Raw genomic sequence first — 12,253 nt, 5'->3', positions numbered from 1 at the left:
GCCGGACGGCGGCCCGGGCCGGCCGTCATCGCTCGCGGGAGTTGCCGAAGAGCAGCCGGTAGGCGATCAGCAGGACCAGGGCCCCGGCGATCGAGGCGATCCACATGGACGGCTCGCCGAAGTCCTTCGGAATCGGGCGGTGCAGGAACTTCGTGGACAGCCAGCCGCCGATGAAGGAGCCCACGATGCCGATCAGGGTCGTGCCGACCAGTCCGCCCGGGTCCCGTCCCGGCAGCAGGACCTTGGCGATGACGCCCGCGATCAGCCCCAGTACGAGCCAGCTGACGATGCCCATGATGCGTTCCTCGTTCCTGCGCGGAGTGTGGGTACGTACACCAGGACGCCACCCGGGCGGGCGGGGTTCCGTGCCGTGGCGCGGGCCACGTGCGGATCCGGCCGCGGCGCGGCGGCCGGATCGAGGCCCGGGTCAGTACGGCCACCGGGGCGGATCGGTGCAGAAGACGCCGCCGAGGTGGGCGTGTTCGGGGGAGCCGGGATCCAGTTCGCCCTGGGCGGCGACGAGTTGCGCGGCGTACGGCTCGGAGTCGTCCCGCGGCTCGTAGCCCAGGGCGCGGGCGGTCGACAGGTCCCACCACAGGCGGGTGTTGGCGGAGGAGCCGTAGACGACGCGGTGGCCGACGTCCGGTGCGGTGAGCGCGGCGTGCAGCAGCCGGGCGCAGTCGGCCGGGCTGAGCCAGATCGACAGCATCCGCACCGAGGTCGGTGCGGGGAGGCAGGAGCCGATGCGGATCGAGACGGTCTCGATGCCGTGCAGGTCCCAGTAGAGCGAGGCGAGGTCCTCGCCGAACCCCTTGGACAGGCCGTAGTAGGTGTCGGGGCGGCGCGGGGTGTCGACGGGGATGGCGGCGGATCCGTCGGCGGGGCGCGGGGTGAAGCCGACGGCGTGGTTGGAGGAGGCGAAGACGATCCTTTTGACGCCGGCCTCGCGCGCCGCCTCGTAGAGGTGGTAGGTGCCCTCGATGTTGGCGCGCAGGATCTTCTCGAACGGGGCCTCCAGGGAGATCCCCGCGAAGTGGACGACGGCGTCGACGCCGCGTACGGCCTCGCGCAGCGCCTCCTTGTCGGCCAGGTCGGCGGTGATGACGTCCTCGTCGCCGGTCGCGTCGTCGATGGCACGCCGGTCGAGGAGGCGCAGCCGGTAGCCGTAGGGCGGCAGCAGTTCGCGCATCAGGGTGCCGAGCCCTCCGGCGGCGCCGGTGAGCAGGACGGTGCGGGGTGCGGTCATGGGTGGGAACTCCTCCGGCTGGGTGGCGGGACGGCCCGGGGCGCGGCGTCGTACGTGCCGCGGGACCGCCGCGCGGCGAGGCGGTCTGCGCGGCAAGGCTATGTCCACGAACGGAATTCAGATGGCTGGACAGAGCCTGCTGGGCGGGATCGCCGCCGGTCAAGACGGTTGACGGACCGGGTAAATCCGCTTGCGGGGCGGCAGTTGTGGACTCTTGACCCGTGGCGGACGGCTGCTCTAGCGTGGCCAAGTTCAGAGATATGGACGCAGATCAGAAACATGCACGAGCATGTGAGGGAGAGTCCGTGATCGCACACCCTCCGCCGGCCACCGCTGGGAGGCGCCCCCGGCTCGCCGACCGCCTCGACGGACCGCTGTTCTTCCCCGTGACCGCGTACGCGCCCGACGGCGCCCTGGACCTGACGGTCTTCCGGGCGCACGTCCGGGCCGGCGTCGACGCGGGCGCGGCCGCCGTCTTCGCCTGCTGCGGCACCGGCGAGTTCCACGCGCTCACCCCCGAGGAGTTCGCCGACTGCGTCGCGGCCGCGGTCCAGGAGGCCGCCGGACGCGTCCCCGTCGTCGCCGGTACGGGCTACGGCACCGCGCTCGCCGCCCACTTCGCCCGCCTCGCCCGCGAAGCCGGCGCCGACGGGCTGCTCGCCATGCCGCCCTACCTCGTCGTCGCCGACCAGGACGGGCTGCTGCGGCACTACACCGAACTCGCCGCCGCCGCCCGGCTCCCGGTCATCGTCTACCAGCGCGACAACGCCGTCTTCACGCCCGCCACCGTCGCCGCCCTGGCCGCGACCCCGGGCATCATCGGCCTCAAGGACGGCCTGGGCGACCTCGATCTGATGCAGCGCATCATCAGCGCCGTCCGCACCGACGCCCCCGACGAGGACTTCCTCTACTTCAACGGCCTGCCCACCGCCGAACTCACCGTCCCCGCCTACCTGGGCCTGGGCGTGCGCCGGTACTCCTCCGCCGTCTTCGCCTTCGCCCCCGAGATCGCCCTCGCCTTCCATCGGGCGCTGGCCGCCGCCGACGACGACACCGTCAACCGGCTGCTCGACGGCTTCTACCGGCCACTGGTCGAACTGCGCAACCAGGGCCGCGGATACGCCGTATCGCTGGTCAAGGCGGGCGTACGGCTGCGCGGCCTGGACGTCGGCACGGTCCGGCCCCCGCTCGGCGAACCGGCCCCCGCGCACATCGAGGAGCTGGCCGGGCTGATCGACCGCGGTCTGGCCCTGGCCGCCCGGGCGCCCGGAGCCGGCGCCTGATGCGCACCGCCACCTTCCTCTGCCCCTGGAGCCCACGCACCCCCTAGGGGACCCCCGTGCGGGCCCCGCCCCGCCCCAGCCCCCGGCCGCACCCTCACCCCGGCCGGACGAACCCGCACTCGTACGCCGCGATCACCGCCTGGGTCCGGTCCCGCACCCCGAGCTTGGCCAGCACCCCGGCCACATGCGTCTTCACCGTGGCCGGCCCCACCCCCAGCCGCTCGGCGATCTCGGCGTTCGTCAGCCCGGCCGTCATCTGCCGCAGCACCGCCCGCTCCCGCTCGGACAACCGGGCCCGCAGCGTCCGTACCGCGTCCTGCGAGGCCCGCTCCCCGGCGTGCCGGGCGGCCAGACCGCGCACCGCCGCCGGGAACAGCAGCGAGTCGCTGCGCGCCACCAGCCGTACGGCCTGGACCAGATCCTCCGCCCCGGACCGCTTGAGCAGGAACCCGCTGGCGCCGGCCCGCAGCGCGTCGTACACATAGGCGTCGTTCTCGAAGGTCGTCACGACGATGATGCGCGGCGGCTCGGCCATCCCGGCGAGCACCTGCTCGGTCGCGCGGATGCCGTCGATCTCCGGCATCCGCACGTCCATCAGCACGATGTCCGGGCGCAGTTCACGGATCAGCGGCACCGCCTCCGCGCCGGTCGCCGCCTCGCCCACGACCTCCATGTCGGCCTCGGCGCCCAGGATCGCGCGCAGCGCCGTACGCACCATCCGCTCGTCGTCGGCGAGGACGATGCGCAGCGTACGCGGCTGTTCGCGTCCGCTGCCGCGGCCGTCGCCGCAGGTGTCGCAACCGCTGCCGCCGTCCTCGCCCTCGCCGTTCGTGCGGCCTTCCTCGTCTCGCGTCGTGGTCATGTCCGCGCCCCCTGTCTCCCGTCCTCCGGTCTCCCGGCGTACCTCTCGGTGCCCCTACGGCCGTACGTCGCCGCGCGCACCGCGCTCCCTCCCCGCCAGCGGGAGCCGGGCCGCCAGCCGCCAGACGCCGTCCTGCGGCCCGGCCGCCGCCTCGCCGCCCAGCAGCCGGGCCCGCTCGGCGATCCCCAGCAGCCCGCGGCCCCCGCCCGTACGGGGCGCCGGGACCGCCGAGCCGGGCGCCGGGCCGGCCACCGGCCCGCTCACCGGGTTCTCCATCCGCAGGGTCAACTCCCGCTCGGTGCGGTGCACATACAGCTCCACAGGTACCGGACCGGCGTGCCGCAGCGCATTGCTCAGGCCCTCCTGCACGATCCGGTACGCCTCCCGCGAGACCATCGGCGGCAGGCCCTGGCACCGCCCCTCCACCGTCGCCTCGACCCGGACGCCCGCCGCGCGGGTCCGTTCGAGCAGCGCCGCCAGCCCGTCCAGGGTGGGCGCGGGCGCCGCCGGATCGCTGCCGTCCTCCTCGCGCAACAGGCCCAGTACGGTGTCCAGTTCGGCGACCGCGTCACGGGTGGTGTCCTCGATGGCGGCCAGCGCCTGCCGGGCGAACTCCGGGTCGGTGTCCAGTACCCGGCGGGCCGCGCTCGCCTGCAGGGTGACCGCGCTCAGCGCATGCCCCACCGAGTCGTGCAGCTCGCGGGCCAGCCGGTTGCGGGTCGCCAGATCGGCGGCCCGGCGCTCGGCGGCGGCCAGCCGGTCGGCGGGCGTGGGCCCCAGCAGGACCGGCGCCAGACGGGCCATCAGCTGCCCGCCTCCCCAGGACGTGCCGACCACCAGAGCCAGCAGCGCCAACCCGGCGAGCGGGCCGAGCACGCCGGGGAAGGACGCCTGCCAGGCCGGGAAGCCGCGCTGGAGATCCGTCGAGAACGGCAGGATCATCAGGGATATCGCGGCCGGCGGCGCGGCCAGCGACATCCCGCTGACGATCCCGCCGGCCGCGTTGTGCACCAGGAACCACAGCGCGGTGCGCCGCCGGGCGGTCCACGCGTACCCCGGCTCGTCGGCCAGCAGCTCTCCGGGCACACCGCAGAACGTCCGTACGGCGCCCGCCGCCATGGACCGCGCCGGTGCGAAGACCAGCCCGGCCAGCCAGGCCAGGGGCAGGGCGGCGCCGAACGCCAGGAACTGGGTCACGGCGTCGCGGTAGGGGTCGGCGCCGTCCACGACCAGCGACAACAGCACCGATGTCACCAGGAAGTACGGCATGAGGATGGCGCCGCCGATCACCAGATGGACCCAGCGCAGGGCGTGTCGCCGCAGCCGCTTCAGCCGCACCGCACGGCTCCGGACCCGGCCCTGGACCCGGACTCGGCCCCTGACCCGGCCGCGCGCTCGGCCGGGCGCTCGGCCGGGCGCTCCGCGGAGAAGTGGGCGCCCGCGCCGGCCACCAATATCCCGGTGATCATCTGCACAGAGTAGGCGAGCGTCATCAGCGGCGTGGGCACGGTCCGAACGGTCATGGGACCACTCTTGCGGCGCCGCCGCCCGCGCACCTCGGCCGCGCAGACGAACCGCCTCCGCCGTACGGGGGAGGAAGCCCCCGGCAGTGCGGCGGAGCCGAGCGCCGGACGGCATCCGTGGGGTGAGCGCCGTGCGGCTCCCTCAGGTCACAGCCGTCGGGTGGCGAGCGTCAGCCGGTCGCGGGCGTCGAAGAGCATGTCCTTGATCATCTGCTCGTGGTCCGGGGTCAGCCGGGCCACCGGCACCGAGCAGCTGATCGCGTCCCGGGCCGGGGTGCGGTAGGGGATCGCGACGCCGAAGCAGCGCAGGCCCAGGGTGTTCTCCTCGCGGTCGACCGCGTAGCCCTGCTCGCGCACCGCGTGCAGCTCCTCGATCAGCTCCTCGCGGTCGGTGATGGTGTGTTCGGTCAGCTGCGCGAGGGTCGCCGGCAGCAGCGCCCGTACCTGGTCGTCGGTGTACGTCGCGAGCAGCGCCTTGCCCAGCGCGGTGGAGTGCGCGGGCAGCCGCCGGCCGACCCGGGTGAAGGGGCGCAGATAGTGCTGCGACTGGCGGGTGGCGAGGTAGACGACGTTGGTGCCGTCCAGCCGGGCGAGGTGGATGGTCTCGGTGGTGTCGTCGGAGAGCCGGTCCAGTGTCGGCCGGGCCGCCGCCACCACCTCGTCGCCGTCGATGTACGACGTGCCGACCAGCAGCGCGCGCACGCCGATGCCGTAGCGGGTGCCGGTCGCGTCCGTCTCGACCCAGCCCAGGTCGACGAGGGTGCGCAGCAGCATGTAGAGGCTGGACTTGGGGTAGCCCACGGCTTCCTGGACGGAGGCGAGCGAGTGCATACCGGGGCGGCCCGCGAAGTACTCAAGCAACTCGACCGTCCGCACCGCGGACTTGACCTGGGATCCACCGGTATCGGCAGCTGACATCGCCCTTGACCCCTCTGTTCGGACAGCCATAGAGTCCCAGATGTTCAATATCCGGGATGAAGTTCAGCATATCGAACGATGTCCGGTGCGCTGCACGGCGCGATGGCCCGGGAGCGGCCGGGACACCCGCCGCGCACCCCGGGACGGAGCGGCCCGGAACAGCACAACGGCCCAGGACGACGCGGCACGGCAGCACTCGGGAGGAATGCACGGTGGCAGCGGCATCAGCAGCACCAGTCTGGAGTGTCGACCCCCGAACCGGGAAGCGGCGGGAGCAGGTTGCGGTGGAGGCCACAGCCGACGAGGTGGACGCAGCGGTCCGCGCGGCGCACGCCGCCCGGGGCGCGCTCGCCGAGCGAGCCGTGCGCGCCGCCCTGCTGCGCCGCGCCGCCGAGCTGCTCGACGAGGCCGGCGAGGCGGTCATCGAGGCCGCCGACGCCGAGACCGCGCTCGGCCCCGGCCGCCTCACCGGCGAACTCGGCCGCACCACCTACCAGTTGCGGGCCTTCGCCGACGTGGTCGAGGACGGCGCGTTCCTCGACGTACGGATCGACCGCGCCGACCCCGCCCTCACCCCGCCGCGGCCCGACCTGCGCCGCTACAAGATCCCGCTGGGCCCGGTCGCGGTCTACTCCGCCAGCAACTTCCCGCTCGCCTTCTCCGTGCCCGGCGGCGACACCGCCAGCGCCCTCGCGGCCGGCTGCCCGGTCGTGGTCAAGGCGCACCCCGACCACCCCGCCACCTCCGAGCTGTGCGCCGCGCTGCTGCGCCGGGCCGCGTCCGAGACCGGCCTGCCGGACGGTGTGGTGAACCTGGTGCACGGATTCCAGGCCGGTATCGACCTGATCCGCCACCCGCTGATCGCCGCGGCCGGTTTCACCGGCTCGGTACGCGGCGGCCGCGCCCTGTACGACGCGGCCGCGGCCCGCCCGCGCCCGATCCCCTTCCACGGCGAACTGGGCAGCCTCAACCCGGTCGTGATCACCGAGGCCGCGGCGGACGAGCGCGCCGAGCAGATCGGCGCGGGGCTGGCCGGCTCGATGACGCTGGGCGTCGGCCAGTTCTGCGTCAAGCCCGGCCTGGTCCTGGCGCCCGACGGCGAGCCCGGCGACCGGCTGCTGAAGTCGCTGACCGCCGCGGTCAGCGACACCGAGGCCGGAGTGCTGCTCGACCACCGGATGCGCCGGGCGTTCCTCGACGGCGTCGGCGCCCGCGCCGGGCTCCCGGACGTCGCGGCACCGGTGACCCCCGGCGCGGGCGGCGAGCACACCGTCAGCGCCGGCTTCCTCACCGTCCCCGCCGCCCGCCTCGCCACCGAAGGGCCGCACGACCTCCTCCTGGAGGAGTGCTTCGGCCCGATCACCGTGGTCGCCCGCTACGCCGACGAGGCCGAGATCGGCGCCGTTCTCGCCCGGCTCCCCGGCAACCTCACCGCGACGCTGCAGCTCGGCGAGGCGGAAGGAGCCGGCAACGACGGCGCCGGGCGCGGCGCCCGGCTGCTGGCCGAGGTCACCCCGCTCGCCGGCCGCGTCGTCGTCAACGGCTGGCCGACCGGCGTCGCGGTCGCCCCCGCCCAGCACCACGGCGGCCCCTATCCGGCCACCACCTCCACCTCCACCTCCGTCGGCGGCACCGCCGTCGAACGCTGGCTGCGCCCCGTCGCCTACCAGGACACCCCGCCCGCGCTGCTGCCGCCCGAGCTGCGCGAGGACAACCCGCTCGGCCTGCCGCGCCGGGTGGACGGCCGGTCCTAGGGCGGGTAGGTCTGCACAGCGTGTACCCCGCCCCGGACGAGGCCGCCCTGAAGGTCCGCGCCGCCACCCGCGCGGACCTGGAGGCGATCGCCGCCCTGGACACCGGCGCCCGCGCCGCCCACCACCGCGCGCGCCACCCCGGCACCCCCTTCGACGCCCCGGCCGAGCACACCCGCTGCCGCCGCGCGTGGTCCCGCGCCCTGCACCGCGACGACACCCCCGTGCTCTGCGCCGTACGGCACGGCACGGTCCTCGGCGCCGCCGCCTACCGCGGCCAGCACACCCGGGCCACCGCCAAGCCCGGCCAGGACACCCGTGCCACCGTCAAGCTCGACCAGCTCCACGTCGACCCCGCGCACTGGGGCACCGGCGTCGGCCGGGCCCTGCACACCGCCTGCCTGCACGCCTGGCGCGGGGCCGGATTCGGCCGCGCCGTCCTCGACGTCCGCTGGCACAACCACCGCGCCCGCGGCTTCTACGCCCGCCTCGGCTGGCGTCCCGACTGCCGCCCCGCCCCCGACGCCACCCACCTCACCCTGAGGCTGGACCTGGCTCCCGGCGCGCCCCCGCCGCCGGGGAGCCCTCCCGCCGCGCGATGATCTGCAGCCGCTCGGCCGTCCGCCCGTCCAGCGTCGCCACCGAACCGGTCCGCTCCGCCACCACACCGAAGCCCGCCGCCCGCACCAGGGCGCGCAGCCACTGCGGCGGATGATGCCGGAACACCCCGCCGTCCGGCATCTCGAACACCCCGTACGTGCCGTAGCGCCCGGCGAAGCGCGCATACCGCTCCTGGTTGAGCGTGTCGTCCTGCACCGGCACATCGCTCAGATACAGCACCCCACCGGGCCGCACCAGCCGCCCCAGCTCCCCGACGATCGCCGACTGGTCCGCGTCCCGGGGAACGCAGGTGAGCACCGCGAACAGCAGCGCCGCGTCGAACGAGCCGTCCTCGAACGGCAGCGGGAACCCCGCCCACCGCATCAGATCCAGCTCCGGATGCTCCCGCCGCCCCCGCGCGATCAGCGCCGCCGAGACATCCACCCCGCGCACCCGGCGGTAGCCGAGCCCGGCCAGCTCTGCGGTCAGCCGCCCGTAGCCGCAGCCGTAGTCCAGCACCCGCGCGCCGCGCGGCAGGTACGCCGTGAGCAGCTCCGGATCGAGCGGATGGGTGAAGGTCTTGGCCGACCCGGTCGTCTCCCAGAACCCGAGGAAATCCTGTGGCGAGGTCATGCCCGGACGGTACCCGCGGAATAGCCCGTCGCCCCGCGTGGTTGAGCGCAGGACACCCCCGAGACGGAAAGTCAGCTCATGCGCGTCGAAATCTGGTCCGACATCGCCTGCCCTTGGTGCTACATCGGCAAGGCCCGCTTCGAGGCCGGGCTCGCCGCGTTCGCGCACCGCGACACCGTCGAGGTGGTGCACCGCTCCTTCGAGCTGGACCCGAAGGCCCCGGCCCCCACGGACATCGCCGTCCTCGACATGCTCGCCGCGAAGTACGGCGTGAGCCGCGCGCAGGCCGAGGCGATGGAGGCCCGGGTCGCCGAGGCGGCCGCGGCGGAGGGGCTGGACTACCGCTCCGACCGCATCCACGGCAACACCTTCGACCTGCACCGGCTGCTGCACGCCGGCAAGGCGCACGGCGTCCAGGACGCGCTGCTCGACGCCTTCTACCGCGCCAACTTCGCCGAGGCCCGCCCGCTCGGCGACCCCGCCGTCCTCCGTGAGATCGCGGTCGGCGCCGGGCTGCCCGAGCAGGAGGCCGACCGGGTGCTCGCCGACCCGGCCGCGTACGCCGCGGAGGTCCGCGCCGACGAGCGCGAGGCCGCCGAGCTGGGCGCCACGGGCGTGCCGTTCTTCGTCATCGACCGCCGCCTGGGCGTCTCCGGCGGCCAGCCCGCCGAGGTCTTCCGGCAGGCCCTGGAGCGGGCGCACGAGGAGTCGGCGGTGCGGATCCTGCCGGCCGGCGACGCGGAGGTCTGCGGGGACGACGGCTGCGCCGTTCCCGGGAAGTGAGCACGGGCCGGCCACCGAAAGGCCGTGGACGGCGCGGGCCCGCGCCCCGCACAGTGGGATCATGCAGCGACGTGAGCCACTCGGCGGGGCGGAATTCGCGCCCGAGACGACCTATCTGAACTCCGCGTCCAGCGGACTCCTCCCACGGCGCAGCGCGGCGGCCCTGCGCGCGGCGGTGGAGGAGTCCGCCTCCTACGGCACCATGGGGCGCGACTACTTCGCCGCCCCCGACGCGGCCCGCGCCGCCTTCGCCCGGCTGCTGGACGTCCCCGCCGAGCGCGTGGCCGTCGGCAGTTCGGTCGCGGTGCACTCCGCCCTGATCGCCGCCTCCCTCCCACCGGGCTCCGAAGTCCTCGCCCCCGAGGGCGACTTCAGCTCGCTGGTCAATCCGCTCGGCACCCACCCCCACGTCAAGCTGCGCACCGTGCCGCTGGAGGCGCTCGCCGACGCGGTGCGCCCCGGTACCGCGCTCGTCGCGTTCAGCGCCGTGCAGTCCCTCGACGGCCGGATCGCCGACCTGGCGGCCGTACGGGAGGCGGCCCGGGCCCATGGGGCGCGCACCTTCCTCGACGCCACCCAGGCCGCCGGCTGGCTGCCGCTGCGCGCCGGGGACTTCGACTACCTCGTCAGCGGTGCCTTCAAATGGCTGCTGTGCCCGCGCGGTACGACCTTCCTGGCGTTCGGCGGCGACGCGTCCGAGGACTCCGGCTGGCCGGCCGCGCGGCACGCCGGCTGGGTGGCCGGGGAGGACCTCGACGAGTCCACCTACGGCCTGATCACGCCGGCCGCCACCGCCCGGCGCTTCGACGAACCGCACGCCCACTTCTCCTACGTGGCCGCCGAGCACTCCCTCGCGCTCGTCGAGGAACTGGGCGTGCCCGCGGTCCATGCCCACAACACCCATCTCGCCGCGTACTACCGCGAAGGGCTCGCCGCCCGCGGCCTGACGCCCCGTCCCGCGCCCGGTTCGGCGATCGTCTCCACCCCCGGACTTGCCGGCGCGGAGCGCCGCCTGGCCGAGGCGGGGGTGCGGATCTCGGTGCGCGGCGGACTGCTCCGCGCCGCCTTCCACCTCTACAACTCGACCGACGACGTCGACCGGCTGCTGTCGCTGCTGGCATAGCGACGGCGCGGCCGCCGCACAGACCCTGCTGTGCGGCGGCCGCGCCATCGGTACCGCCCTGTGCCGTACCGCCCTGCTGCACCGGCCGTGACTACTTCACCGGCGTGAAGTCCCGCGCCCCGATGTACTCCGGGCGCCGGACCGGAGCCGCGAACGGCTCCACCGCCGCGTTCTCCACGCTGTTGAACACGATGAAGACGTTGCTGCGCGGGTACGGCGTGATGTTGTCGCCCGAGCCGTGCATGGCGTTGCAGTCGAACCACGTCGCCGAACCGGCCTTGCCGGTGAACAGCTTGATGCCGTGCGCGTCCGCCATCTTCGTCAGCGCCTCGTCCGACGGCGTGCCGGCGTCCTGCATCTGCAGCGACTTCTTGTAGTTGTCCTTCGGCGTCTCGCCCGCACAGCCCAGGAAGTGCTGATGCGAGCCGGGCAGGATCATCAGGCCGCCGTTGGTGTCGTAGTTCTCCGTCAGCGCGATCGAGACCGACACGGTGCGCATGTTCGGCAGACCGTCCTCGGCGTGCCAGGTCTCGAAGTCCGAGTGCCAGTAGAAGCCGGAGGCACCGAAGCCGGGCTTCACATTGATCCGCGACTGGTGGACGTAGACGTCCGAGCCGAGGATCTGACGGGCACGGCCGACCACACGCGGGTCGGAGACCAGCGTGGCGAACACCTCGCTGATCTTGTGCACCTCGAACACGGACCGGACGCTGTGCGACTTGGGCTCGACGATGGCGCGCGGGTCGGTGCGCATCTCGGGGTCGAGCACCAGCCGGTCCAGTTCGGCGCGGTACACCGCGACTTCCTCCGCCGTCAGCAGTTCCTCCATGGCGAAGAAGCCGTCGCGTTCGAAGTCGCTCAGCTCGGACGGCGCGAAGGGGCCGGCCGCTCCGGGCTGCGACCACACCACCGGGTCCTTCCGAGGGGTGATGACCTCAGCGGTCCCACGGGTCGGGTACAGGTCGGCGGTGCGCTCGGGTGCGGTGGTCATGGTGTTGCCTTCCTCTCCTCTCGTACGGAATCTGGCTCTGCGTGCGTGTGGGTGCCTTCCTCGGCGCTGCCGGACGGGGCAGGTCGGGTGACTCCTCAGACCGCCTCGGGCTCGGGCTCGGGCTCGGTGAGAAGCGGGTAGACCCCGTTCTCGTCGTGGTCCTCACGGCCGGTGACCGGCGGGTTGAAGACGCACAGGCAGCGGAAGTCCTTCTTGATCCGCATGGTGTGCTTCTCGTGCCCGTCGAGGAGGTACATCACGCCGGGCGTGATGAGGTGCTTCTCGCCCGTCTCGTCGTTGGTCAGCTCGGCCTCGCCCTCGACGCAGACGACGGCCTCGATGTGGTTCGCGTACCACATCGACGTCTCCGTACCGGCGTACAGGACCGTTTCGTGCAGCGAGAAGCCGACCCGCTCCTTGGCGAGCACGATGCGCTTGCTCTCCCACGTGCCGGACGCGGCCTTGACGTGGCGGTCGGTGCCTTCGATGTCCTGGAAGGATCGGACGATCACGGTGAGTCGGTGCCTTTCTGTGGAACGG

Annotated in this window: 14 protein-coding genes; 5 read left to right on the top strand and 9 right to left on the bottom strand. The window is 73.8% G+C overall.

Annotated elements, in window-relative coordinates; translation table 11 throughout:
* Positions 1-25: 25 nt before the first annotated feature.
* Together ACZ4NB_RS11960 and ACZ4NB_RS11955 are read right to left on the bottom strand one after the other, a co-directional pair.
* On the bottom strand, positions 26-295 hold the full coding sequence (locus ACZ4NB_RS11960; protein ID WP_384442342.1) for a GlsB/YeaQ/YmgE family stress response membrane protein: 270 nt from the start codon (positions 293-295) through the stop codon (positions 26-28).
* A gap of 132 nt (positions 296-427) precedes the next feature.
* On the bottom strand, positions 428-1,246 hold the full coding sequence (locus ACZ4NB_RS11955) for an NAD-dependent epimerase/dehydratase family protein (RefSeq protein WP_467660504.1): 819 nt from the start codon (positions 1,244-1,246) through the stop codon (positions 428-430).
* 305 nt (positions 1,247-1,551) lie between these two features.
* On the opposite strand from ACZ4NB_RS11955, the gene ACZ4NB_RS11950 reads away from it, so the two are divergent.
* Entirely contained in the window at positions 1,552-2,529 is a 978-nt protein-coding gene (locus ACZ4NB_RS11950; protein WP_467660503.1) for a 5-dehydro-4-deoxyglucarate dehydratase, read from the top strand.
* Between the two features lie 94 nt (positions 2,530-2,623).
* Here ACZ4NB_RS11950 and ACZ4NB_RS11945 read toward each other — a convergent pair whose 3' ends face one another.
* The 4 genes from ACZ4NB_RS11945 to ACZ4NB_RS11930 all read right to left on the bottom strand — a co-directional run bounded on the left by ACZ4NB_RS11945 (position 2,624) and on the right by ACZ4NB_RS11930 (position 5,832).
* The gene (locus ACZ4NB_RS11945; protein WP_467660501.1) at positions 2,624-3,391 is read right to left on the bottom strand and encodes a response regulator transcription factor; all 768 of its coding nucleotides are present in this window, start codon (positions 3,389-3,391) and stop codon (positions 2,624-2,626) included.
* A gap of 54 nt (positions 3,392-3,445) precedes the next feature.
* Positions 3,446-4,660, bottom strand: a complete 1,215-nt coding sequence (locus ACZ4NB_RS11940; protein ID WP_467660845.1) for a sensor histidine kinase — start codon at positions 4,658-4,660, stop codon at positions 3,446-3,448.
* Positions 4,661-4,719: 59 nt separating this feature from the next.
* Entirely contained in the window at positions 4,720-4,914 is a 195-nt protein-coding gene (locus ACZ4NB_RS11935) for a hypothetical protein (protein WP_467660499.1), read from the bottom strand.
* A 147-nt stretch (positions 4,915-5,061) separates the two neighbouring features.
* Positions 5,062-5,832 (bottom strand): IclR family transcriptional regulator, encoded by a 771-nt coding sequence (locus ACZ4NB_RS11930; protein WP_467660498.1) that lies wholly within the window; start codon positions 5,830-5,832, stop codon positions 5,062-5,064.
* A 212-nt stretch (positions 5,833-6,044) separates the two neighbouring features.
* Here ACZ4NB_RS11930 and ACZ4NB_RS11925 point away from each other — a divergent pair, with 212 nt between their 5' ends.
* Together ACZ4NB_RS11925 and ACZ4NB_RS11920 are read left to right on the top strand one after the other, a co-directional pair.
* Complete coding sequence (locus ACZ4NB_RS11925; RefSeq protein ID WP_467660497.1) at positions 6,045-7,586, top strand: aldehyde dehydrogenase (NADP(+)); 1,542 nt, start codon at positions 6,045-6,047, stop codon at positions 7,584-7,586.
* A 20-nt stretch (positions 7,587-7,606) separates the two neighbouring features.
* Complete coding sequence (locus tag ACZ4NB_RS11920) at positions 7,607-8,185, top strand: GNAT family N-acetyltransferase (protein ID WP_467660495.1); 579 nt, start codon at positions 7,607-7,609, stop codon at positions 8,183-8,185.
* On the opposite strand, the gene ACZ4NB_RS11915 is transcribed toward ACZ4NB_RS11920, so the two are convergent.
* Positions 8,118-8,816, bottom strand: coding sequence for a class I SAM-dependent methyltransferase (locus tag ACZ4NB_RS11915; protein ID WP_467660493.1), 699 nt, complete (start codon positions 8,814-8,816; stop codon positions 8,118-8,120). The two genes, ACZ4NB_RS11920 and ACZ4NB_RS11915, sit on opposite strands and share 68 nt — an antisense overlap.
* Positions 8,817-8,894: 78 nt before the next feature.
* On the opposite strand from ACZ4NB_RS11915, the gene ACZ4NB_RS11910 reads away from it, so the two are divergent.
* Entirely contained in the window at positions 8,895-9,599 is a 705-nt protein-coding gene (locus ACZ4NB_RS11910) for a DsbA family oxidoreductase (RefSeq protein ID WP_467660491.1), read from the top strand.
* 61 nt (positions 9,600-9,660) lie between these two features.
* On the top strand, positions 9,661-10,722 hold the full coding sequence (locus tag ACZ4NB_RS11905) for an aminotransferase class V-fold PLP-dependent enzyme (RefSeq protein ID WP_467660489.1): 1,062 nt from the start codon (positions 9,661-9,663) through the stop codon (positions 10,720-10,722).
* A 91-nt stretch (positions 10,723-10,813) separates the two neighbouring features.
* Here the strand turns inward: ACZ4NB_RS11905 and thpD are convergent, their stop codons facing one another.
* Both thpD and ACZ4NB_RS11895 read right to left on the bottom strand, forming a co-directional pair.
* A complete protein-coding gene (gene thpD / locus ACZ4NB_RS11900; protein WP_467660487.1) occupies positions 10,814-11,713 on the bottom strand; it encodes an ectoine hydroxylase in 900 nt (299 codons plus the stop codon).
* A gap of 95 nt (positions 11,714-11,808) precedes the next feature.
* On the bottom strand, positions 11,809-12,225 hold the full coding sequence (locus ACZ4NB_RS11895) for an ectoine synthase (RefSeq protein WP_467660485.1): 417 nt from the start codon (positions 12,223-12,225) through the stop codon (positions 11,809-11,811).
* Positions 12,226-12,253 lie beyond the last annotated feature (28 nt).

The sequence above is a fragment of the Streptomyces sp. NPDC026575 genome (assembly GCF_055567415.1).
This window is presented reverse-complemented; position numbering and strand designations above follow the sequence as displayed.